The sequence below is a fragment of the Phyllobacterium brassicacearum genome (assembly GCF_003010955.1).
Classification (GTDB): Bacteria; Pseudomonadota; Alphaproteobacteria; order Rhizobiales; family Rhizobiaceae; genus Phyllobacterium; species Phyllobacterium brassicacearum.
Genome location: NZ_PGGO01000003.1, coordinates 118,918 through 140,494 on the forward strand (window position 1 = coordinate 118,918; position 21,577 = coordinate 140,494).

Sequence of the window (21,577 nt, forward strand, 5' to 3'; positions counted from 1 at the left end):
TTTAGGCAGTCTTTCTTCGGTTGGTTCCTGCGAGCGGATGAAGCGAGTGTATCTCGAACGGAAAACCGCGCTCGGCTTCCGTAAACAGCGCAAGATTGTTTATTTCGACCGGCTCTTCGAGAACCGGCTCAAGGAATTCGGTGAGGATGTGTTCGATTTTTGGCCGGTCGCGTTCAGGCACCGGACCGGTCAATGTCATATGAAACCGAAAGTCTTCGAAAACATAGGGGTAACCCCACTGTTCGAGATTTCGGCGCTGCGCAATGCTCATGGTCTCAGGATTGCGACGTTTGATCTCTTTTTCGCTGGGCGGGGCGCGAAACCGATCAAACGCAACAACCACATCATTTGCCAGCTGATTGAGATTGTCGAGAGGCTCTGTGGGGACAAGTGCAAAAAAACCGTCAAGGCATGCAATCTGCAATTTCGGAATCTCAACCGGATCCATGGAAGAGGCAAAATGCATCAAGGCCGACAGGAGTTCGCGCTCCTCGACGCCATCGACGAGATGGAACGGCGCTTTCAGAGTAGCGTGGAAACCATAGCGGCGCGGCGACTCAGTCAATTGCGCGAAATCCTCATGCGCCAGGTCACGGATCTGCGGTGCTTTCACCGGTTGGCCCGTAAACGCGTTCCGGCCAAGCCAGTTCGCCGCCACTTTGAGCAGCGGATCGCTTGAAGGCGGCGTGAAATAGATTGCATAGCGCATTTTGATTCCTCGGGAGCACTCTCGCGTTACGCTCCGATTATGACAAGCCTTTGAACCTGATCGTACCTCAATGCTGTTGCTTTCCCATCAAGCGTGAACGAAGCGCATTGGATATGTTGTCGAAAATGAAGATGACGGCCAGTATGAGCACCACCATGTAGGCGACATTGTGCCAATTGGTGTTCGTGCGCATGGCTTCCCACAGCTTGAGACCGATGCCGCCTGCCCCCACCGCGCCGATGATGGTCGCCGACCGTGTGTTTGACTCCCAGAAATAGAGTGCCTGGCTAGCAAAAACCGGCAGGACCTGAGGAACGACACCATAACGCTGCACATTCATCGGCGAAGCGCCGACGGATTTGACACCCTCGCGCTGTTTGTCATCAATGTTTTCCAAGGTTTCGGAATAGACCTTCCCGAGCGTGCCCGTGTCGGTGAAGAAAATCGCCGAAATACCGGCAAGCGGACCTGGACCGAACGCGCGGGTGAAAAACAGCGCCCAGATCAGCATGTCGACCGATCGCAGAAAATCGAAGAAACGCTTGGTGATCTGATTGGCAAAGAAATTCGGCATGATGTTGCGGGCAGCGACAAAGGCGAATGGAAACGCAACAAGTGACGCCAGCAATGTTCCCATGAAAGCCATGACGATGGTCTGCAGCAGCTTCGTCCAGACATCGCCATGCTGCCATGACGAATTGTACCAGATATTGTTGAAGGCCAGAGCTGCATTCGACATTTCTGGTTTGATACGCTCACCGCTGATCATCAGCGAAGCCACCTCGCCGAAAGATTTGTTCCAGAATGGCGAGCTTGTATCGAAGACGAAATTCGCCCATCCGAGAAAACGGCGGCTGACCACAACGCGTTCGGGAATGATATCCGCCTGTCCCGCAAAACCGAAGTCGACCGTAACCTGGTCCTCCTTGAGCGCCGCCCATTTGGGCATCGTTCCCTGAGGCTTCGCGCCATCCGCTTCTATCAAGACTGTCAGGCTTTCGCCGCCGCGTGTCGCAATCACGCGTTGATCATTGATATCAAGCGATTGCCCGCTGCCAAAAAGCACCGTCACATTGTTGCCGGCCTGAACCACCCAGTCCGGCTTTGGATTGTCTCCAAGCTCCGAGAACCGGGGATAGGACACTGTCGTCGCTGTCGGAGACATGCGTACCGTTGTCCGGATCGCGTACGATACCCAATCGCGCGCATAGAGTTCAGCGCGCTGCCATTGGCCGCTCGCAAGCACGGTGCCAATGGAAAAGAACCACCAGCAATAGAGGATATAGAGGATAACTCCGGCACCGATGATCAACGGCATGAAGCGCTTCCAGACGGGCGGATTGAAGACAACTGGATACCTGGCCTCGAAATCGGCAACCGCCGCGGAAGAAATGGCGTTCATGATTGTTTCCCACCGAAGGCGAATGCCTGATTGCCGACGAGACGACGGCGCAACCACGCAGAAAATTGATCGACTGCTATGATCGTCACCAGGAGCAACAGCACGATGGCGAGCGTCTTTGCCTGATGGCCACGGCTTATCGACAACCGCAACTCCTCGCCGATACCGCCACCTCCGACGGCACCGATGATGGTCGAGGCACGGACATTGATCTCCAGGCGCAGCAAGGCATAGGACATGAAGTTTGGCATCACCTGAGGAACGATGCCGAAACCGACCCGCTCGAACCAGTTCGCCCCGACAGCCCGCAACCCCTCATCTGCCCTCATGTCGGCATTCTCGACAACTTCGAAGAACAGCTTTCCAAGCGCACCGATCGTGTGAATGCCGACAGCAAACATCGCCGGGATTGGTCCAAGCGACAGGATCGCAGCAAAGAAGCCGGCGATGACGATTTCCGGGAATGCGCGGAGGATCTCCATATAGCGTCGCACGACCCACCGGACCAACTTGTTCTTGACCAGATTTTTGGCGGCGAGAAAGCAGAGAAGGAAACCGAAGATGAAACCAATCAGCGTGGAAAGGATCGCAATATTGAGCGTTTCCAGCATTTTGTAGAAGTATTCCGGAATGTAGAGTCCGCCGAAAAGATAAATTCGACCTTCCGGATAATCATATTTCAGGCTGCCGTCGAAATATGGCGACGGCAAATCGAAGAGGGCGCGCCAGACTTCCCAGCCATCGCGTGGAATGAGATCACCTGCGAAATCAAAGAAATGCGGTAGACGATCGAAAAACTTACCCGCATTCGACTCATTGGCGAACCAGAGCGAGCCAGCCACAGTGACGAGGAGGCAGACCGAAATCAGCCAGGAATAGACACGTCGGCGCCCAGCAAGTTCCTGCCAATGCCGTTCGATCTGAATGCCATCGGGCGAAAGCTCGGTGGAAATGGCTCGGCTCATCAATCTATCCTTCCGAAGCGCAAAAAATCACGGCCAGTTCCCCGGAACTGGCCGTGATCAAGCTTTGAAAATTATCCGCCGATCTGCGCCTTACGGGCGTCGATGATTGGCTGATAGAACTCTGTGTTCACTTCTGTGTAGCCCTTGAAATCACCGCCCATTGTGGAGGCAAAGCAGGCCGGATCGGACTTCGGCAGGTTCATCATGTAGTCTTTGAATTTGGCCTTAAGGTCGCTATTGAGCGAAGTGCGGACCACGATCGGGCCGTTCGGAATGAGCGGCGACTTCCACAGTTCGACAAAATCCTTCATGTCGATCAGGCCCTTGTCGACCATCTTACGCAGATTGCCCGACGTGTAACCTTCATCAAACTTGCCTACGCCCGAACCGAATGTGGTGCCGGCATCGAACTTGCCGTCCTTTACGGCCAATACGAGGTTCTCATGACCGCCGCCGAAGCCAGTTTCACTGAAATAGTCCTTGACCGAAGTCTTGATGTCCTTTGGCAGAGAGGTCACTGGAATGAGGTAGCCAGAGGTTGAGTCCGGATCGGCGAATCCCAGCTTCTTGCCCTTCATGTCGGCGAGCGTCTTGATGCCGCTGTCCTTGCGCGCAACCATGATTGAATAGTAGCCGGTGGCGCCATCTGTCTGAATAGTAGTCAGGATTGGTTCCACTGCCTTCGGATTGGTGAGGTAGATTTTCGCGAAACCGGATGCACCAAGCTCTGCATAATCGAGCGTGCCGCCGAGCAGACCCTGGATAACGCCATCATAGTCCGTAGCCGGGAAGAGCTTTACGTCCTTCACGCCGAGAACTTTCGGGAGCTGATCGACGACGCACTGGTAATTGCGCAGACGGTCGGCTTCATTCTCTCCGCCGATGATGCCAACGCGGAATGTTTCGAGGTTTTCGGCACGGGCCATCGATCCGGCCAGCATGGCGCCGATCGCGATAGCGCTGAGAAGGGCTTTCTTGAGCAACATAATTCTCTCCTGTCAAACGTCCAGATGGGTTTGTTTTTGTGCATATGAGCCCGTACGTGGGCGAGCCGATCTCTTGCGCCTAACGCGCAGCCAGAATGGCCTCAAGCTCAGGAATTGGCTTTCGCGAGCCGCGGCCGATGCTTGTCGATGTGATTGCTTCTGAAAATGCGTCCTTGATACCGTCAGCACCATAAATCCGGCGCGCGGCAAGCTCTGTCAGGTCGTCGGGCGTGCCGTCGAAGACGACCTTTCCACCCTGCATGCCGATGATGCGTGAGCAGAAATGCCGCGCCGTGTCGAGCGTGTGCAAATTGGTAATGACTGTCAGACCTTCTTTCTCGTTGATGTCACGTAGCGACTCCATCACCACTTGCGCGTTGCGCGGATCGAGTGAGGCGATGGGCTCATCGGCAAGAATGATCTTGGGGTTCTGCAAAAGGGCGCGGGCAATGGCGACACGCTGCTGCTGTCCGCCCGAAAGTGTTCCAGCCCGCTGCAACGCCGTCTTGACGATATCCAGCCGCTCCAGGGCGGCGATGGCCATCGCACGTTCCTCGCGGGAAAACATCCCCAGGAGGCTCTTGATCGTCGATCGATGATTGAGCCGGCCAAGAAGCACATTGGTCAGCACATCAAGGCGTGGCACAAGGTTGAACTGCTGGAAGATCATCGCGCAGTCACGCTGCCAATTGCGCAACTCCGAGCCTTTCAATTGCGCTACATTTGTCCCGTCGAAAAAGATGGAGCCTTCCGAGGGATCGACCAACCGGTTGATCATGCGCAAGAGCGTCGATTTTCCCGCGCCTGAACGCCCGATAACCCCAACCATCTGGCCTTGCGGGATCTCCAAACTGACGTTGTCGATGGCAGTGAATTTGCCAAAACGCCGCGTCACATTTTCAATCTTCAACATCAGACAATCCCTTTTGGCGTCGCTCAGTCCTAGGACACCTATGTGAAGGTGCGATGGCATTTTCATTTCAGTTGAATGACAACTGTGTAACGGCTGGTTCAGGCCGAATGCTTCTCGATAAATGCCTCGATATTCAGCTTGCGGAAGTCGTTGAGAGCATTGCGCAATTTTGCGTGATCCCAATCCCACCAGGCCAGAGCTTGCAGCCGCCCTGCCGTTCTTCCATCAAAGCGATCGCGGATCTTGCGGGCCGGGACACCACCGACAATCGTATAGGGAGCGACATCCCTGGATACGACAGCCCCTGCCCCGATGACCGCGCCATCGCCCACGTTCACCCCCGGCAGGACGGTTGCCCCATGGCCGATCCACACATCGTGACCAATCGTGACAAGATTTGTGCGGCGCCATTCGAAAAATTCGTCGTCAACGCCAGCGCCATCCCAATAGTCTTCGGAACGATAGGTGAAATGATGCAGAGTCGGACGCCACGTTGGATGATTTGGCGCATTGATACGCACATTCGAGGCAACATTGGCGAACTTACCGATCCTCGCACACCAGACAGCTCCGTCCTGCATGATGTACGAGTAATCGCCGAGCGTAGCTTCGATGATGCGGCAGCGCTCGGCGATCTCCGTGTAGCGCCCAAGCTCGCAGTCATGAACCGAAGCGGTTTCATGAATGAGCGGCGTTTCTGAGAGCCGCGTCATGCCGATGCCTCGCTGGGCACCGAAAACGCTGTGACATCGATGATCCGGTCGGCCACTGCTTCCCGGACATCGTCATCGTGAAAAATCCCGAGCATGGCAACGCCGGCTGCCTTCTTCTGCTGGATCATCGAGACGACGACATCGCGGTTTTTGGCATCAAGCGACGCAGTCGGCTCATCAAGCAGCAGGATTGGATGGTCTGTGATGAAACCGCGGGCAATATTCACCCGCTGCTGTTCCCCCCCCGAAAAGGTTGCGGGCGGTAGCGACCACAAACGCTCCGGCAGATTAAGTCCGCCGAGCAAAGATGCAGCTCTGTCGCGAGCCTCGTTGCGATCGGCGCCACGCGCAACCAACGGTTCCGCCACGACATCCAATGCGGAAACGCGTGGTACGGTGCGAAGAAACTGGCTGACATAGCCGATGATGTCACGGCGAATGCCGAGCATTGTTCGCGGATCGGCACTGGCGACGTCAACCAGGCGGTCCCGATATGGAATGATGATCTGCCCGGCATCCACGGCGTAGTTGCCATAGACCATCTTCAGGATCGAACTCTTGCCAGCCCCGGACGGACCGCCGAGAACAGCGCACTCGCCTGCCTTAATGGAAAAGGTCACATTTGCGACCACCGGCAGGCGAATGCCGTCACGCAAGTGCATGGTGAAACTCTTGGCGACATCGGAAACAACGAGAGGTGTCGGCATGATTTCTCCTAGACCTGCAGGATGGAAGAAACGAGAAGCTGCGTGTAGGGCGCCTGCGGATCGTCCAGCACCCGGTCGGTAAGACCGGTCTCGACAATGTGGCCGTCCTTCATCACCATCATCCGGTGCGAAAGCAGACGCGCCACCGCAAGATCGTGCGTCACTACGATGGCCGCCAGACCGAGGTCGCTAACTAGGCCACGCAGGAGATCGAGCAACCGTGCCTGTACTGAAACATCAAGTCCGCCGGTCGGTTCATCCATGAAGACGAGACGCGGGTTGGTGACCAGGTTGCGGGCAATCTGCAGCCGTTGACGCATACCGCCGGAAAACGCACGTGGCTGATCGTCGATCCGGTCTTCGGCAATTTCGACGCGTCCCAGCCAGTCGGTTGCGGTCGCACGGATCTTGCCATAGTGCCGGTCACCGACGGCCATCAACCGCTCGCCCACATTAGCGCCCGCAGAAACGGTCATGCGCAGGCCGTCCGCCGGGTTCTGGTGAACGAAACCCCAGTCGGTGCGCATCAGGAAACGCCGTTCCGCCTCGCTCAGACGATAGAGGTCGCGGAACTGGCTATCACGCATGCGGTATTCCACCGAGCCTGCGGAAGGTGCGAGACGCGTCGCCAGACAATTCAGAAGCGTGGTCTTTCCCGAACCAGACTCGCCCACGATGGCCAGCACCTCACCGGGCCAGAGTTCGAAGGTCACATTCTGGCAGCCGATCCTGCTGCCATAGAACTTCGAAAGCGCATTGACTTTCAACAGTGGTAAATCGCTCATTCTGCTGCCTCCGCCGGGTTGGCCGCGAGGTGACCGCGATGGCCCTTCTCTTGCCGGACTTCACAAAAATCCGTATCCGAACAAACGAACATGCTTCCGCCCTTGTCATCGAGGATGACTTCGTCGAGATAGCTGCCCTTGGCACCGCACAGCGCACAGGGCTGCGAAAATGTCTGTATCTCGAATGGATGATCCTCGAAGTCGAGGCTGACCACTTCGGTATAGGGTGGAATGGCGTAGATGCGCTTTTCCCGCCCTGCTCCGAACAACTGCAGTGCCGGAGAATTGTGCATTTTTGGATTGTCGAATTTCGGCGTCGGCGATGGGTCCATCACATAACGCCCTTCGACCTTCACCGGGTAAGCATAGGTGGTCGCGATGTGGCCGTGACGCGCGATGTCCTCGTAGAGCTTCACATGCATCAACCCATATTCCTCGAGCGCATGCATTTTTCGCGTCTCGGTCTCACGCGGCTCGAGAAACCGCAACGGCTCCGGGATCGGCACCTGGTAGACAAGTATCTGTCCGGTCTGCAAAGCGGCTTCAGGGATACGGTGACGCGTCTGGATGATCGTCGCCTCCGCTGTCCTGGTGGTTACCCGGACATTGGCGGTCTTCTGGAAGAAGGCGCGGATCGACACGGCATTGGTCGTATCGTCGGCACCCTGATCGATCACCTTGAGAGTATCTTTCGGCCCGATCACAGCTGCGGTAACCTGCACGCCGCCGGTTCCCCAGCCATAGGGCATTGGCATTTCACGCGAAGCGAACGGCACCTGATAGCCCGGAATGGCAATTGCCTTGAGTATCGCGCGGCGGATCATCCGCTTCGTCTGCTCATCGAGATAGGCGAAATTGTACGTCGCAAGCTCGGTCATTCTGCTGCCTCTTGAGTATCGCTGGTTTGGCTGGCGCGCTCATGTTCCGCACGCATGCGCCGGACCAAATCGAGCTCTGCCTGGAAATCAACGTAGTGCGGCAGTTTCAAATGTTCGACGAAGCCGGTCGACTGCACGTTGTCGCTATGGGAGATGACGAACTCTTCGTCCTGCGCAGCCGCAGTGATATCTTCGCCGAGTTCCCGCGCTCGCAGTGCCCGGTCACACAGAGCCATCGACATGGACTTGCGCTCGCTCTGGCCAAACACAAGGCCATAGCCGCGCGTGAACTGCGGCGGTTGCTTCGATGATCCCTTGAACTGGTTGACCATCTGGCATTCGGTGACGCGGATGCGGCCCAGCGTCAGCGGGAAGTCGAGCTCGGCAACATCCAGTTCGACCTCGACTTCGCCGATACGGATTTCACCGGCAAATGGATGACTGCGCGCATAGCCACGCTGCGTTGAATAGGCGAGCCCGAGAAGAAAACCCTCATCGCCCCGCGCCAGCGCCTGAAGCCGCAAGTCGCGCTCTAACGGAAATGACAATGGTTCCCGGGTAAGATCGCCCGTCTCGGAGCCTTCGGGCAATTCGCCATCGGCCTCGATCATACCATCATGGCTCAGAATGTCGGTGACACGCGGTGTCTGTTCAGCCGTTTCTATCCGGCGATCAGCAGCCTCGACCGGCGCGTCATCAGCAAGTTCGGGGTCAAGCAATCGATGCGTATAATCGAATGTCGGTCCAAGCAGTTGTCCACCCGGCAGGTCCTTGAACGTAGCAGAGATGCGGCGCTCGATTGCCATCCGTCCGGTCTCGACCGGCTTGGTATATCCGAAACGTGGCAGCGTGGTGCGATAGGCGCGAACGAGAAAAATTGCCTCGATCATGTCTCCCCGTGCCTGTTTGACGGCTAACGCCGCGAGTTCCGCGTCGTAAAGCGAGCCTTCGGCCATCACCCGGTCGACACCGAGTGCCAGCTGTTCGACGATCTGATCCAGCCTGATTGCCGGTACCGAGCGATCTCCACGACGCCGGTCGGCCAGGAGCTTGTGCGCATTGCGGATAGCGGCCTCACCGCCCTTGACTGCAACATACATGGCTCAGGCCTCCCGTTTCAAAACGCGCGTCGTGCGTGGCAAAGCCGCAAGCGCACCCTTGCCGGCCAAAATCAGATCAACACCGCGCGGAAAGGCTGCGCGGTTGGCGGCCCATTGATCAATGAACAGCTTGGGCAGTCTGCTGGGTGCGAAAGATCGTGTATGTTCGATGCCGGGGCCCTGGAGCGTCAGCACCTCGGCGCCATCGAAACCTGCGACCTGCAGAATGATCGTTGTCGAGCGATCGGGATACTCCGATGTACCCTTGGCGAAGGCTTCGAACGACGGCATCGTATCAACGTCACGGATCAGGGCAAATTGCGCGTCCGATGGGGTCGATGTCAGTTCGAGGCCCGTTTGAAATTTCAACCAGCCTGTTGCGGCGTCGGAACCGGCGATTGCCTTGTCACACCACACTGTCGCATCATGGTCGAATAGCGTGGCAGCAATCGCCGCCATCACCGGCTGCAATGGCGCTGGCGCATTGACCAGATCGCGGACAGGAATAACGAGGCCCGGATTGGCCATGGCATCCATGAGCGCCCGGAAAACCTCTTGTGAATTCAGGACGGCGTCACTGAAGCCGCCTTCGAAGACCTGTGTCGCCGCACGCATCAATCGTCACCCCGTACCATTGTGAAGAAATCGACTTTGGTCGCGGCCGTTTCGGCCCGCTTGCCTTCAAGACTGTCATTCAGACGCTGCGCGATGGGCGCGAGTACCATGTTCTCAACTGCCTGGCGCTGAGCTGTCTCTTGCCAAAGGGCATCGAAAACCGCCGCCAACCGAACCTTTTCACCCTGCCGTCCGAGGGCATAGGCATGACCAACAGCGCCGTTATCAAGCCTGACCGTGGCGCGGGTAACCGTCGCCTCACCAAGGTTAAAGGGAGCGCCGCCACCACCGATGCGTCCGCGGATCATCACCAGGCCGGTTTCGGGTCCGCGCAAGGTCTCGACACCAGGCTTCTCATTCCACTGCGCCCAGAACTGTTGCATTTCTTGCGCGGTTGCCTGGGCCAATAAAGCCATGGCGGCCTTGCGCCCGTCATCGGAGCCACCATGCTTAGGGGTGGCTTCAAGGGTTTCATTGCTCATTGACACCTCGCTATAATTTGTCTATTGATCTATACAACTAGACAATATACCCATCTATAGAGTTGGTAAATGACAGGAGCATGACAAAGCGTGGTTTCAGGCAAACTCATAACCCGCAACAGTGGCGTAGCCATCTGGCGCCAGATTGCCGATCAGATCCGGGGCGACATCACTGCGGGAAAGATGGCAAGCGGCGCGCGTCTGCCGCCGGAAGTTGAAATGGCGACGCGCTTTGCGGTCAATCGCCACACGATCCGCAGCGCCATTGCTGCCCTCACCAAGGAAGGCGTGCTACGTGCCGAACAGGGACGCGGGACCTTCGTTGCCAACAGCAAGAAGCTTACCTACCGCATCGGCGAGCGTACGCGCTTCTCGCAAATTCTTGCAGCCCAGGTACGCGAAACCAAGGGCATCCTCCTCGCGCATCGCTTGGAAGACGCAACACCGGAAGTCGCTGAAGCATTGGAAATGAGATTCGGCCAGGTCATTAGGATCGACACCGTGCACACAGCAGATGGCAATCCGGTCTCTTGCGCTACATCATGGTTTGATGCCGCGCGGGTACCGAGTATCGTGGAGGATTATCGTTCATCCGGCTCGATAACATTTGCTCTCAAAGCCGCGGGAATAGATGATTATCTGCGCAAATCAACCGTCATTGCCGCTCGCCATGCCGATGCCGAAGATCTGCGGCACCTGTGCCTTTCGCCCGGCGCCATTGTCCTTGTCGCCACTGCGATCAACGTCGATATGGACGGTCGCCCAGTCGAGTATGGCAAAACCCGCTTTGCTGCCGACCGTATGGAAATCGCCATCGACAACAGAAGCATTGGCTAGCCTACCACATTGTCTTTGCAGCACGCTCAGGCCATTCCCGATCGTAGGATTCACCACCCACACGGTCTTCACTGAGCGCCGCAAGGATCTGGCCCGGCGTTGGAAAATCTTTCGGCGAGCGCTGCTTCGCCGGATTCCACAGTTCGGACCGGATGAGCGCGCGAGCACACTGAAAGTAGGCTTCCATGACCTCAACGACGATGACCGAACGGGGTACCTTGCCGTCGACCATGAAGGTGTCAAGCAAGGCCTGGTCGGTGTCCAGGAACGCCCGACCGTTTACACGGAAAGTGGTCGTGAGCCCCGGAATGAGGAAGAGCAACGCAACACGCGGATCACGGACGATATTGCGCAGCGAATCGACACGGTTGTTGCCACGGCGGTCCGGCATCATCAGCGTTCGATCATCATGAACCCGGACGAAACCTGCGAGATCACCTCGCGGTGAACAATCGAGCCCTTCGGGCCCGCTGGTAGCCAGAGCCACAAATGGCGAACCCTCGATCAATTGGCGATATTCCGGCGTGATTTGGTCCGTTACCTTTGCCGTCGATGCCTCGGTAATGCCGCTGTAGATCGTCTCGAGCTGCTCAATCGTTGTTATCCGCGACATTCCATCTCCTGCAAAATGCCTTCGCCGACTAACATGCCACGCTTAAGCAAATATGACAGCCCGCGCTCCAGAACAGCAATTTTAAGAAATGACAGCAGCCAAACACTCGTATATCAGTCGCGTCGAGTTCGATGTGGAGGGTTTTCATGAGCGGGTTTGCAGCCATCGGCGAATGCATGATCGAATTGTCCGGTGCCAACGGCGACCATTGGCGGATGGGTTTTGCCGGCGATACGCTGAACACGACCTGGTATGTCCGTGCCCTCACTGATCCCGGTTTCGCTGTGGATTACGTGACTGCCTTTGGCGACGACCCGTTCTCCGTCAAACAGCGGACTTTCTTGCGCGCCAACGGCATTAACACTGCCCATAGCCCAATTGTTGTCGGTGCACGCCCGGGTCTTTACGCCATCACCCTTACCGGCGCAGAGCGCTCCTTCACGTATTGGCGCAACGATTCGGCCGCTCGCCACCTGGCCGACGATCCGGAGGCTCTGGCGAAGAGCCTAGATGGCCGTGAAGTCATTTATTTCTCTGGCATCACCATGGGCATCTTGAGCCCCAAGAGCCGCCAGAATGTCTTGAATGCTGTCAGCAACGCGCGCCGGCACGGATCGCTCATTGTCTTTGATGCGAATTATCGTCCCCGCCTATGGGAGAACGCCGAGACGGCGAAGCAGGTCTTAAGCAACGCTTTTCATATAACAGATATTGCCCTGCCAACTTTCCCTGACGAGAATGCGCTATTCAGCGATGTGACACCGGCGGACACAGCAAACCGCATCGCAAGCTATGGTGTGCGAGAGATCGTGGTGAAGGATGGGACCGAGCCGGCACTGGTCGTGGCTGGCGAAACGCGCACCGAGGTTCCTGCCTCACGCGCCAAGGCCGTGGACACGACCGGCGCTGGCGACAGCTTCAATGGCGGTTACATTGCGGCGCGCTTGGCCAAACTGGATCCGGTGGCCGCGGCTGCCCACGCCCACAAAGTCGCGGCGCGGGTCGTGGAGTTTCATGGCGCCCTTGCCCCGATGGAAGAAGCGCGCAAGGCGTTCGAGGCCTAATCAAGCAAATAACAAAGAGTACAGGATCCTCTCGATCCATTGTGCGGTTAATCGCATCAATCCACTGCGTTGTCTCCCGGACAGGCGCACGCAGCGGACGGCATAGCGACGAACTCAACCTTTATTCGATCTGGATCTTCAACAAATAGTGCGTAGTAATTCTTGTCATCGTTGGCAAACGGATACTTGTCATCATATAGCCGGGAAATGTCACGCTCAACGCAGTATTGTCTCAATGCGTCGACCATGTCTCTATCTTTGACCTTAAAGGCAAGATGATTTAGGCCAACGCCGCATCTGTTGTATTTGTATAATTCGTATTTCTCGGCAACCTGGACAAAGGTTAGATAAGCATCGTTACCATTGCTAAGGGTAAATCCCTCATCCCAACGCGCTGACTCTTCGTAGCCGATCTTGGCAAGGATTTTTGCCCAGAACGCATACGAAGCGTCCATGTTGAAACGTAGACTTCGATATGATGCAGCATTCGACACCCAAAAAAAGAGAGCTACCGAAAGAGAGAGGGTTGCCTAAGGCCTTAGGCCTTCGCCTTCCTGAAACTGTACTTGGTCATCTGGCTGTAGGTTTCGTCGGGACGCAGTATCGCCTGTGGGAAATAGGGAAAGTGCGTGGAATCGGGCCAAACCTGAGCTTCGAAGCAGAAGCCCGCGTAATTGCCGTATGTATTGCCAGTCAAGCCGATAGGTGGTCGTCCACCCAGCGTGTTTCCCGCATAGAATTGCACGCCAGGTTCCGTAGTCGATACGCTCATTTCGACTCCTGAACGTGCTCCTTTCGCCGATGCAACGGGCCGTAGCGGCTGGCGCTGACTGGAGAGGCAGAAATTATTGTCGTAGACAACCTGGTCGCCATTTTCCTCGCGCCGGATCGTGCGGTATTCGCGGAAATCATGCGTAGTACCGGCGACGGGGAGAACCTTCCCGTCCGGAATAAGGTCGCCGTCCACCGGAAGATAGGCCTCAGCTCCGATCCTGACCTGATGATCGAGTGCGTCGGAGGCGCCGCCATCATCCAGATTGAAGTAGCTGTGATGGGCGAGGTTGCAGATGGTCGGCTTGTCGGTCACCGCGTCCATACGGATCGCCAGCGTCCCCTTCGGTTCAAGCATGTAAGTGCAGGTGATGTTGAGGTTCCCCGGAAAGCCCATCTCGTTATCGCCAAGCTGGATAGTGAGCGTGACGTAATCCGCACCTACCGCCACGACCTCCCAATTTCGGTTACCTGCACCTTCACTGCCGCCATGGATATTGTGCAAACCGCGGAAATTCCTCTCCAGCGAATAGGTCGTACCATCGATCGTCAAATCGCCATCACGTATGCGATTGATGGACCGGCCGACGGTCGCGCCCAGATAAGGCGAGTGTGCCGGATAATCTGCGAAATCCTGATAGCCAAGAACCAGCGGAGACTCATGGCCTTTGAGGCGCAAGTCCTGAATGACTGCGCCCCAAGTCAGCACTTTGGCGGTCAGTCCGCCGCCTGAAATTGTAATGCGGTGGACTGCTTCGCCATCGGGCGTGTGACCAAAAATTTCTGTGTTCATTTAAGGTTACAGCCCCAGGCCGCCGACGCAGACATACTTGGTATCGAGATAATCTTCGATGCCCTGGTGACCGCCTTCCTTGCCGAGACCCGACTCCTTGGTACCACCAAACGGCGCCTCGACAGTCGTGATCATGCCTTCGTTCACCCCAACCAGGCCATATTTCAGTCCTTCCGACACGCGGAACATCCGCCCGAGGTCTTGGGTGTAGAAATAGCTGGCAAGGCCAAACTGGGTGTTGTTGGCAAGATCAATTGCTTCCTGCTCGGTCTCGAACTTGTAGACCGGCGCGACAGGGCCAAATATCTCTTCCGTCGTAAAAAGCATGTCCGGTTTGGCGTCGCCGATCACCGTTGGTTCGAAGAAACTGCCGCCCAAAGCATGACGCTTCCCGCCAGTGACGATCTTGCCGCCCTTCTGCTTGGCATCGGCAATGAACTCCTCAACCTTCTCGACCGCCTTCTCGTCGATGAGCGGCCCCTGCTGGGTTCCAGCCTCAAGACCATCGCCAACCTTAAGTTTCTCTGTAGCGGCGGCAAACTTCTGCACGAATGTGTCGTAGATGCCCGACTGAACCAGGAAACGGTTGGTACAGACGCAAGTCTGGCCGGAATTGCGGAACTTCGCGATGATTGCGCCTTCGACCGCCCGGTCCACGTCCGCATCGTCGAACACAATGAATGGCGCATTGCCGCCAAGCTCCATCGATACTTTCTTGACTGTATCGGCCGCCTGCTTGATCAAGATCTTGCCGATTTCTGTCGACCCGGTGAAGGTGATCTTGCGCACGAGCGGATTGCTGGTGATTTCGCCGCCGATTTCAGAGGCCGAACCTGTCAGGATATTGACCACGCCTTTGGGAATGCCAACCTCCTCGCAAAGCGCACCCCATACCAAGCCGGAATAAGGGGTCTGCGTGGCTGGCTTCACCACGACAGTGCAGCCGGTCGCGAGCGCTGGACCGATCTTGCGCGCAAGCATGGAGGACGGGAAATTCCAAGGCGTGATAGCGCCAATGACACCGACGGGCTCTTTCGTAACGAGAATTCGTCTGTCGGCCCACGGCGAAGGGACAACATCGCCGTAAGTCCGGCGCGCTTCCTCCGCATACCAGAGAATATAGGCGGCAGACATGCCAACCTCGCCCTTGGATTCCGCCAGCGACTTGCCCTGCTCAAGCGTCAGGAGTTCCGCCAGCGCGTCCTGGTTGTCCAGGATGGCATCGTGCAGCTTGCGCATCAGTTTGGCGCGGTCGAGCACAGATGTCTTGCGCCATGTCTTGAAGGCATCAGCGGCTGCGGCGATAGCACGCTGTGTTTCCGCCGTGCCGGAATTGGGCACCGTCCCGATCTTCAAACCGGTCGCAGGGTTGATGACGTCGATTGTCTTGCCCGAGTCGGCGGCTACCCACTCGCCATTGATGAGGTTCGCCTGCTTCATGAACTGGCTGGATTTCTGCAACATCATATTTCTCCCTGTGTTCTAAGGGTTATAGCTATTCTGAGTTCCATGAAGGATAACCCTGCATTGCGCGTGGCAATGCGCCTTGGCCAAGGCGATGCGGCTACCCTGCGCCTTTTTGGCAAAAGCTGCAACAAGCTTCGCTCAGCCGAAAATATGTGTAACGACCGAAATCCAGAATGCCATAGTGATCGCCGACAATGCGGTGGCCATGACCATGGAATTCGAAGCAAGTGCCTGCCCGGTGCCGAAGCGCGTTGCAATCAGATAGGAGTTCACACCGGCGGGAAGTGCAGCTGAAGCCACTGCAATCTTCGCGGTGAAGGGCGGCAATCCGATGAACCACGCAGCTGCCAACACGACCGCTGGCATCACAAACAGCTTGATGGCCGACACGACCAGCGAAGCTGCTATATGCCCGGTGACGCCGAATTTCTTCAATCCCATGCCCATGGCGAACAACGCCACCGGACCAGCGACGCTTCCCAATGTCTGGATCAGCGAGTCGGCGATGACCGGCATCTGCAAGCCCGTGAGCCGCCATATCCATCCGGCGAGGATGCCGAGGACGAAGGGATTGCGCAGGAGGCTCTTGAAGAATGCAAGCACAACCAGGCCAAAATGCCCCTCGCCTGCGAACACCCCGTCTCGGCGCATGGCGATCTCGTGCAACGTAATGGAGGCGGCCATCATGATCGGCATGTGAATCGCGACAATGAGCGACAGAATCGCAAAGCCTTCCTGGCCGAAAACACCTAACATGAGCGGCATGCCAAGAAACACCAAGTTGGAAAATGCGCCCGAAACGCCGGCAACAACCCCAGCACGATTGTCGCGGCCAAAGATCATTTTAATCGCCAGATCAGACGCCGCCCAGGCGACTACCACACCAGCAAAATAGGCAATCCACAATTGCCACGGTGCTGTTCCGTGAAAATCTGCCGTCACCATTGTCCTGAAGAGCAGCAAAGGGGCGGCGATCATGAACACGAAATCCGACAGTCCATCGCCGACACGCTCATCCAGCAGCTTGAAATGCGCTGCAGCATAAGCGATGGCAATCACACCGAAAACGACAATGATTGTTTGAATCAGACCCATCGTCACCCGCAATAGGCTTGCAAGAACTAGCGCGCAAGCCTTCCAAAGCCTTCACTTTATTTTTCTGTCCCAAATCACCATCTCGCTGCTAAGGAGACTGATGTTGAAACGGTTGCACTCTCGGGCATTTCTTGCACTGGCGCTCATGCTGAGCGCATGCCTGGCCGTTTCGCCAGCGCTGGCGACGGATGCCGCCTGGGCGAGATTGGCGCGAGGCGGATTAACGATTCTCATTCAAGGAGCCGACGCCTCCGGAACCTTGAGCCCTACGGTGGACAATTCTGTCGATTGCTCGGCAACGCAGACGCTTTCCGATAGAGGCCGTCAACTGGCTCAGAAGCTCGGCGCACGCTTTGCAGCCCGCGGCGTGCGAATCGACAAGGTCTTGACCAGTTCCACCTGTAACGCCCGGGAATCCGCACGGCTTTCCTTCGGTTCGATCCCAACCGAGATTTTTCAACCCCTCGATCCAGCACCAAACGACGATAGCGCGAAGCAAGCCCAACTTGGTCACATTCGTGCCGCGATCTCCGGATTCAAGAGTTCAGGCAATCTGGTAATGTTCACCGACCGTGCCAATATAACGGCCCTGGCAGGAATTACGCCGCGCCCAACCGAGGCTGTCGTGGTTGGTCCGGCCGAGGACGGTGAAACGATTCATATCGCCGGCCGAATCATATTCGACTAATCAGCATGCACGCTTTGGTCTTTCCCTGAGCGGTGAAAAACGCTAGATACCGCCTCATAAGACATCAGTGCCTTGCTCAAGGCACCGCAAGCAAAGGAAAATCAATTGTCCGAAACATTCGACAAGGTCGCCGATATCATTGCCGAAACCAGTGAAATCGACCGCGACTCCATTACGCCGGAAAGCCACACGATTGACGATCTGGGCATCGATAGCCTTGATTTTCTCGACATCGTTTTCGCGATCGACAAGGCCTTCGGTATCAAGATCCCGCTCGAGCAGTGGACGCAGGAAGTCAATGACGGCAAGGTCCCGACCGAAGAATACTTCGTGTTGAAGAACCTTTGCGCCAAAATCGACGAACTCGTCGCCGCAAAATCGGCCTGATTTCGGGCCATCCCGGACAGGCTCATCTATCCACCAAAAACTGGATGCACCGTACTGACGGTGTTGCGAGACAATGCAGAACAACACCGTCGTTATCACCGGTATCGGACTGATCTCATCGCTGGGCGAAGGCGTGGAAGCGCATTGGCAGGCCTTCAATGACAAGGTCGAACCTCGTGTCGACAGCGAAACGTTCAAGCCCTACACAATCCATCCCCTGGTCGAAGTTGACTGGAACAACCAGATCCCCAAACGCGGAGACCAGCGACAGATGGAAACCTGGCAGCGCATCGGCACCTATACCGCCGGGCTTGCGCTTCAGGACGCCGGCATCAAGGACAATGAAGAGCTGTGCGCTACCATGGACATGGTCGTGGCGGCTGGCGGCGGGGAACGCGATGTCACTGTAGATAAGCAGATCCTGACCGAAGGCCGCGTCCGCAACGATCTCGGTACGATGCTCAACGAGAAGCTGACGACGGAACTGCGCCCAACGCTCTTCCTCGCACAGCTCTCCAATTTGTTGGCAGGCAACATCTCCATCGTCCACAAAGTCACGGGCTCGTCGCGCACGTTCATGGGCGAAGAAGGTTCCGGTGTCTCGGCGATTGATACCGCGGTCGCCAGAATTCGCTCGGGGCAGAGCACGCACGCCCTTGTTGGTGGCGCCTATAATTCCGAGCACCCTGACATGCTCTTGGGCTATGAACTCAACGGCTTGTTGAAGACCGACGGCTGGGCACCCCTATGGCAGCGCGAAAGAGGGGCTGGCGGCGGTGTCGTTACCGGGTCTGGCGGCGCTTTCCTCGTTCTCGAGAGCCTGGATCATGCAAAAAAGCGCGGCGCCCGCGCTTACGCCGCCATCGACGCCGTTCATGGCAGCCAGATCCGCCGTACCCGCGAAGATTTGACCGAGACCATCGCCAAGATGGTGGGAGCTGCAAGCGCTGACACAGCAGCTAACCTGATCATCTCGGGAGCTTGCGGTTTCAAAGGCGTCACGGCAGCCGAGAAAGCCGCGCTCGATAAATTCCCAAGTTCAGCTGTGCGCGGGATAGCGGGCAAATTGGGTCATCTCCGGGAAGCGCAGTTCTCCCTTGTTGTCGCGCTCGCTGCGTTGAACGTTTTCAAGGGTACTGCTTTTCCGCCAATCGACGCCGATAACGAAAAAGATGGTCCGTCTCAGATAAATACGGCGCTGGCGACCGCCATCGGTGGATGCCGAAGCGAAGGCGTCGCTCGTCTGTCAAGAGTATAAGGGATATCATCATGTCCAAATATACCGATCATCTTGGTCGCCCGCTCGTCGCCATCACTGGCATGGGCCTTGTTTCTTCCCTCGGACAAGGCAAGGAAGAGAATTGGGCGGCGCTGACCTCTGGAACTTCTGGCATTCACACGATCACGCGATTTGCGCTGGACAATCTGCGCACGCAGATCGCCGGAACTGTCGATTTTCTTGAGGAGAGTAGTCAGGGCGCTTCAGCTTTGTCTGAAAAATTGGCCTCGCTTGCAGCTGAAGAAGCCATTTCCCAATCAGGTCTTCCTCTCAGCGATTTTGGCGGACCACTCTTCCTGGCGGCGCCACCGGTCGAGCTCGAATGGCGCAACCGGTTTGCACTTGATTCGCTTGTAAAGTCGGAGGGCGAACCTGGCTACGATCTTCTGCTCGCCGCGTGCCGCCGCGGTCCCCAAGTTGATATGTTCAATACCGTTGAATTTGGCTATATCGCGGAATGCCTTGCCGACAAGTTTGGAACACGCGGGTTGCCAGTTACGCTTTCCACTGCCTGTGCGTCGGGCGCGACGGCCATTCAGCTCGGCGTTGAAGCAATTCGACGCGGCGAAAGCAATCGCGTGCTCTCGATCGGCACCGACGGCTCCGTATCGGCCGAATCGCTGATCCGGTTCTCGCTGCTCTCGGCACTCTCGACGCAGAACGAACCTGCTCAAAAGGCCGCAAAGCCGTTCTCCAAGGATCGTGACGGTTTCGTCATGGCAGAAGGTTCCGGCGCAATGGTGCTGGAATCGCTTGAATCTGCTGTGGCACGCGGCGCGAACATTCTCGGGATCATGCGCGGCTGCGGTGAAAAGGCGGACGATTTCCATCGCACCCGGTCGAAGCCTGATGGCTCGCCCGCTATCGGCGCAGTGCGTGCCGCGCTGGATGATGCCGGCATCAAGGAAGACGCGATCGACTACATCAACGCCCACGGCACATCGACGCCCGAGAACGACAAGATGGAGTATCTGGCGATTTCGACAGTCTTCGGCGAGCGGATTTCATCGCAGTTGCCCGTCTCGTCCAACAAATCGATGATCGGCCATACGCTGACCGCAGCTGGCGCGATCGAAGCCGTGTTCTCGGTACTGACTATGCAGACCGGGACGATCCCGCCGACGATCAACTACGACAATCCGGATCCGGCAATCATCATGGACGTCGTGCCCAATGTGAAGCGCGAAGCGAGCGTTTCATCGGTGCTTTCCAGTTCATTTGGCTTCGGCGGACAAAATACGTGTCTTGTCATGACGGCAGAACCGAACTAATCCGTGACCCGAACAGGAAACGGATAGAATTATGCGCGCATTACAGCTGATTGAAGACCGCAACCTCGAGATAGTCGAAATTGCGCCCCCGCCCCCGCCTGGCCCGGGTGAAGTTACGGTCAATATCAGGGCCGTTGCGCTCAATCACATCGACGTCTGGGGCTGGCGCGGCATGGCTTTCGCCAAGCGCAAGATGCCGCTCACAATTGGTGCTGAAGCGTCGGGCGTCGTCGATGCTATCGGCCCGGGCGTCAGTCTCCTGCCGGGCCAGTTGGTCTCCATCTACGGCGCCCAGACCTGCGGTCTCTGCCGCCCATGCCGCGAAGGCCGCGACAATCTTTGCGAACACGTATCCGGCGTGCATGGTTTCCATCTCGACGGCTTTGCGCAAGAGAAAGTGAACCTTCGCGCCCGCTTGCTCGTTCCCGCTCCTCCCGGCGTCGACGAGATTGGCGCGGCTGTTGCTCCTGTCACCTTCGGTACCGTCGAGCACATGCTCTTCGACAACGCCAAGCTTGAACCGGGCGAAACCATCCTTGTCCATGCAGGCGGCTCGGGTATTGGTTCGGCAGCCATCCAGCTTGCCAAGAAGATCGGTTGCACGGTTATCACGACCGTCGGTTCCGACAACAAGATCGAAAAGGCCAAGGCTCTCGGCGCAGATCACGTCATCAATTACCGCGAAGACCGGTTCGAGGGCGTTGTACGCAAGCTGACCAAGAAGAAGGGCGTCGATGTCGTCTTCGAACATGTCGGCGCGGATACCTGGGCTGGCTCGATGCTGTCACTGCGCCGCGGCGGCCGTCTCGTCACCTGCGGCTCGACATCAGGCGTCTCGACCAGCATGAACTTGATGATGCTGTTCCAACAGCAACTGAAGCTTCTCGGCTCATTTGGCTGCCGGATGGAAAACATGGCCGATGCCATGCAGAAAATGGCGCGCGGCTTGGTGCATCCCGTGATCGACACTGAAGTTGGCTTCGATGATATCGACACAGCGTTGAAGCGGATGGAAGGCCGGGACGTCTTCGGCAAGATCATCCTGCGCGTCAACTGA

The 21,577-nt window shown here is 57.0% G+C and carries 24 protein-coding genes; 7 read left to right on the plus strand and 17 right to left on the minus strand.

Going from position 1 to position 21,577, the window contains the following annotated elements:
• Position 1: 1 nt before the first annotated feature.
• From CU102_RS05760 to phnG, 12 genes are all read right to left on the minus strand, one after another.
• Positions 2-709 (minus strand): DUF1045 domain-containing protein, encoded by a 708-nt coding sequence (locus tag CU102_RS05760; RefSeq protein ID WP_106710077.1) that lies wholly within the window; start codon positions 707-709, stop codon positions 2-4.
• Positions 710-776: 67 nt separating this feature from the next.
• Positions 777-2,111, minus strand: a complete 1,335-nt coding sequence (gene phnE, locus CU102_RS05765; RefSeq protein ID WP_106710078.1) for a phosphonate ABC transporter, permease protein PhnE — start codon at positions 2,109-2,111, stop codon at positions 777-779.
• Entirely contained in the window at positions 2,108-3,076 is a 969-nt protein-coding gene (gene phnE / locus CU102_RS05770) for a phosphonate ABC transporter, permease protein PhnE (RefSeq protein ID WP_106710079.1), read from the minus strand. The genes phnE (CU102_RS05765) and phnE (CU102_RS05770) overlap by 4 nt, the downstream gene beginning before the upstream one ends.
• A 71-nt stretch (positions 3,077-3,147) precedes the next feature.
• Positions 3,148-4,059, minus strand: a complete 912-nt coding sequence (gene phnD, locus CU102_RS05775) for a phosphonate ABC transporter substrate-binding protein (RefSeq protein WP_106710321.1) — start codon at positions 4,057-4,059, stop codon at positions 3,148-3,150.
• Positions 4,060-4,141: 82 nt separating this feature from the next.
• The gene (gene phnC, locus CU102_RS05780; RefSeq protein ID WP_106710080.1) at positions 4,142-4,975 is read right to left on the minus strand and encodes a phosphonate ABC transporter ATP-binding protein; all 834 of its coding nucleotides are present in this window, start codon (positions 4,973-4,975) and stop codon (positions 4,142-4,144) included.
• Between the two features lie 98 nt (positions 4,976-5,073).
• Positions 5,074-5,688: a DapH/DapD/GlmU-related protein gene (locus CU102_RS05785; protein WP_106710081.1), complete on the minus strand. Its 615-nt coding sequence runs from the start codon at positions 5,686-5,688 to the stop codon at positions 5,074-5,076.
• Positions 5,685-6,395, minus strand: a complete 711-nt coding sequence (phnL, locus tag CU102_RS05790; protein ID WP_106710082.1) for a phosphonate C-P lyase system protein PhnL — start codon at positions 6,393-6,395, stop codon at positions 5,685-5,687. Before phnL ends, CU102_RS05785 begins: the two co-directional genes overlap by 4 nt.
• Before the next feature lie 8 nt (positions 6,396-6,403).
• On the minus strand, positions 6,404-7,180 hold the full coding sequence (gene phnK / locus CU102_RS05795; RefSeq protein WP_106710083.1) for a phosphonate C-P lyase system protein PhnK: 777 nt from the start codon (positions 7,178-7,180) through the stop codon (positions 6,404-6,406).
• Positions 7,177-8,058 carry an alpha-D-ribose 1-methylphosphonate 5-phosphate C-P-lyase PhnJ gene (locus CU102_RS05800; RefSeq protein WP_106710084.1) on the minus strand — a complete coding sequence of 294 codons (882 nt, stop codon included), beginning with the start codon at positions 8,056-8,058 and terminating at the stop codon, positions 7,177-7,179. Before CU102_RS05800 ends, phnK begins: the two co-directional genes overlap by 4 nt.
• Positions 8,055-9,158 (minus strand): carbon-phosphorus lyase complex subunit, encoded by a 1,104-nt coding sequence (locus CU102_RS05805; protein WP_106710085.1) that lies wholly within the window; start codon positions 9,156-9,158, stop codon positions 8,055-8,057. Before CU102_RS05805 ends, CU102_RS05800 begins: the two co-directional genes overlap by 4 nt.
• Positions 9,159-9,161: 3 nt before the next feature.
• Positions 9,162-9,773 (minus strand): phosphonate C-P lyase system protein PhnH, encoded by a 612-nt coding sequence (gene phnH / locus CU102_RS05810; protein ID WP_106710086.1) that lies wholly within the window; start codon positions 9,771-9,773, stop codon positions 9,162-9,164.
• Positions 9,773-10,255 (minus strand): phosphonate C-P lyase system protein PhnG, encoded by a 483-nt coding sequence (phnG, locus tag CU102_RS05815; RefSeq protein WP_245425220.1) that lies wholly within the window; start codon positions 10,253-10,255, stop codon positions 9,773-9,775. The genes phnH and phnG overlap by 1 nt, the downstream gene beginning before the upstream one ends.
• 90 nt (positions 10,256-10,345) lie before the next feature.
• On the opposite strand from phnG, the gene phnF reads away from it, so the two are divergent.
• On the plus strand, positions 10,346-11,092 hold the full coding sequence (phnF, locus tag CU102_RS05820) for a phosphonate metabolism transcriptional regulator PhnF (protein ID WP_106710087.1): 747 nt from the start codon (positions 10,346-10,348) through the stop codon (positions 11,090-11,092).
• 1 nt (position 11,093) lies between these two features.
• On the opposite strand, the gene CU102_RS05825 is transcribed toward phnF, so the two are convergent.
• Positions 11,094-11,705: a pyridoxamine 5'-phosphate oxidase family protein gene (locus CU102_RS05825; RefSeq protein ID WP_106710088.1), complete on the minus strand. Its 612-nt coding sequence runs from the start codon at positions 11,703-11,705 to the stop codon at positions 11,094-11,096.
• Positions 11,706-11,851: 146 nt separating this feature from the next.
• Between CU102_RS05825 and CU102_RS05830 the strand changes: the two genes are divergently transcribed.
• On the plus strand, positions 11,852-12,769 hold the full coding sequence (locus CU102_RS05830) for a sugar kinase (protein ID WP_106710089.1): 918 nt from the start codon (positions 11,852-11,854) through the stop codon (positions 12,767-12,769).
• A 56-nt stretch (positions 12,770-12,825) separates the two neighbouring features.
• On the opposite strand, the gene CU102_RS05835 is transcribed toward CU102_RS05830, so the two are convergent.
• The 4 genes from CU102_RS05835 to CU102_RS05850 form a co-directional block, all read right to left on the minus strand.
• On the minus strand, positions 12,826-13,224 hold the full coding sequence (locus CU102_RS05835; protein WP_245425222.1) for a VOC family protein: 399 nt from the start codon (positions 13,222-13,224) through the stop codon (positions 12,826-12,828).
• Between the two features lie 83 nt (positions 13,225-13,307).
• Positions 13,308-14,333: an aldose epimerase family protein gene (locus tag CU102_RS05840; protein ID WP_106710090.1), complete on the minus strand. Its 1,026-nt coding sequence runs from the start codon at positions 14,331-14,333 to the stop codon at positions 13,308-13,310.
• Between the two features lie 6 nt (positions 14,334-14,339).
• Positions 14,340-15,797: an NAD-dependent succinate-semialdehyde dehydrogenase gene (locus tag CU102_RS05845; protein ID WP_106710323.1), complete on the minus strand. Its 1,458-nt coding sequence runs from the start codon at positions 15,795-15,797 to the stop codon at positions 14,340-14,342.
• Between the two features lie 141 nt (positions 15,798-15,938).
• Positions 15,939-16,895: an AEC family transporter gene (locus CU102_RS05850; protein ID WP_106710091.1), complete on the minus strand. Its 957-nt coding sequence runs from the start codon at positions 16,893-16,895 to the stop codon at positions 15,939-15,941.
• A 100-nt stretch (positions 16,896-16,995) separates the two neighbouring features.
• On the opposite strand from CU102_RS05850, the gene CU102_RS05855 reads away from it, so the two are divergent.
• From CU102_RS05855 to CU102_RS05875, 5 genes are all read left to right on the plus strand, one after another.
• Complete coding sequence (locus CU102_RS05855) at positions 16,996-17,583, plus strand: histidine phosphatase family protein (RefSeq protein WP_106710092.1); 588 nt, start codon at positions 16,996-16,998, stop codon at positions 17,581-17,583.
• 105 nt (positions 17,584-17,688) lie between these two features.
• Positions 17,689-17,970: an acyl carrier protein gene (locus CU102_RS05860; protein WP_106710324.1), complete on the plus strand. Its 282-nt coding sequence runs from the start codon at positions 17,689-17,691 to the stop codon at positions 17,968-17,970.
• A gap of 73 nt (positions 17,971-18,043) precedes the next feature.
• Entirely contained in the window at positions 18,044-19,228 is a 1,185-nt protein-coding gene (locus tag CU102_RS05865) for a beta-ketoacyl-ACP synthase (protein WP_106710093.1), read from the plus strand.
• Positions 19,229-19,239: 11 nt separating this feature from the next.
• Entirely contained in the window at positions 19,240-20,520 is a 1,281-nt protein-coding gene (locus tag CU102_RS05870; RefSeq protein ID WP_106710094.1) for a beta-ketoacyl-ACP synthase, read from the plus strand.
• Between the two features lie 31 nt (positions 20,521-20,551).
• Positions 20,552-21,577 (plus strand): zinc-binding dehydrogenase, encoded by a 1,026-nt coding sequence (locus CU102_RS05875; protein ID WP_106710095.1) that lies wholly within the window; start codon positions 20,552-20,554, stop codon positions 21,575-21,577.

Bases quoted from the DNA above. Each gene is read 5' to 3' on its own strand.
- CU102_RS05830 (WP_106710089.1), top strand. From the start codon at position 11,852: ATGAGCGGGTTTGCAGCCATCGGCGAATGCATGATCGAATTGTCCGGT.
- phnH (WP_106710086.1), bottom strand. From the start codon at position 9,773: ATGCGTGCGGCGACACAGGTCTTCGAAGGCGGCTTCAGTGACGCCGTC.
- CU102_RS05805 (WP_106710085.1), bottom strand. From the start codon at position 9,158: ATGTATGTTGCAGTCAAGGGCGGTGAGGCCGCTATCCGCAATGCGCAC.
- CU102_RS05875 (WP_106710095.1), top strand. From the start codon at position 20,552: ATGCGCGCATTACAGCTGATTGAAGACCGCAACCTCGAGATAGTCGAA.
- CU102_RS05870 (WP_106710094.1), top strand. From the start codon at position 19,240: ATGTCCAAATATACCGATCATCTTGGTCGCCCGCTCGTCGCCATCACT.
- CU102_RS05840 (WP_106710090.1), bottom strand. From the start codon at position 14,333: ATGAACACAGAAATTTTTGGTCACACGCCCGATGGCGAAGCAGTCCAC.
- CU102_RS05785 (WP_106710081.1), bottom strand. From the start codon at position 5,688: ATGACGCGGCTCTCAGAAACGCCGCTCATTCATGAAACCGCTTCGGTT.
- phnE (WP_106710079.1), bottom strand. From the start codon at position 3,076: ATGAGCCGAGCCATTTCCACCGAGCTTTCGCCCGATGGCATTCAGATC.
- CU102_RS05855 (WP_106710092.1), top strand. From the start codon at position 16,996: ATGTTGAAACGGTTGCACTCTCGGGCATTTCTTGCACTGGCGCTCATG.
- phnL (WP_106710082.1), bottom strand. From the start codon at position 6,395: ATGCCGACACCTCTCGTTGTTTCCGATGTCGCCAAGAGTTTCACCATG.
- CU102_RS05835 (WP_245425222.1), bottom strand. From the start codon at position 13,224: ATGGACGCTTCGTATGCGTTCTGGGCAAAAATCCTTGCCAAGATCGGC.
- CU102_RS05850 (WP_106710091.1), bottom strand. From the start codon at position 16,895: ATGGGTCTGATTCAAACAATCATTGTCGTTTTCGGTGTGATTGCCATC.
- CU102_RS05865 (WP_106710093.1), top strand. From the start codon at position 18,044: ATGCAGAACAACACCGTCGTTATCACCGGTATCGGACTGATCTCATCG.
- CU102_RS05845 (WP_106710323.1), bottom strand. From the start codon at position 15,797: ATGTTGCAGAAATCCAGCCAGTTCATGAAGCAGGCGAACCTCATCAAT.
- CU102_RS05760 (WP_106710077.1), bottom strand. From the start codon at position 709: ATGCGCTATGCAATCTATTTCACGCCGCCTTCAAGCGATCCGCTGCTC.
- phnC (WP_106710080.1), bottom strand. From the start codon at position 4,975: ATGTTGAAGATTGAAAATGTGACGCGGCGTTTTGGCAAATTCACTGCC.
- CU102_RS05825 (WP_106710088.1), bottom strand. From the start codon at position 11,705: ATGTCGCGGATAACAACGATTGAGCAGCTCGAGACGATCTACAGCGGC.
- phnG (WP_245425220.1), bottom strand. From the start codon at position 10,255: ATGAGCAATGAAACCCTTGAAGCCACCCCTAAGCATGGTGGCTCCGAT.
- phnK (WP_106710083.1), bottom strand. From the start codon at position 7,180: ATGAGCGATTTACCACTGTTGAAAGTCAATGCGCTTTCGAAGTTCTAT.
- phnE (WP_106710078.1), bottom strand. From the start codon at position 2,111: ATGAACGCCATTTCTTCCGCGGCGGTTGCCGATTTCGAGGCCAGGTAT.
- CU102_RS05800 (WP_106710084.1), bottom strand. From the start codon at position 8,058: ATGACCGAGCTTGCGACGTACAATTTCGCCTATCTCGATGAGCAGACG.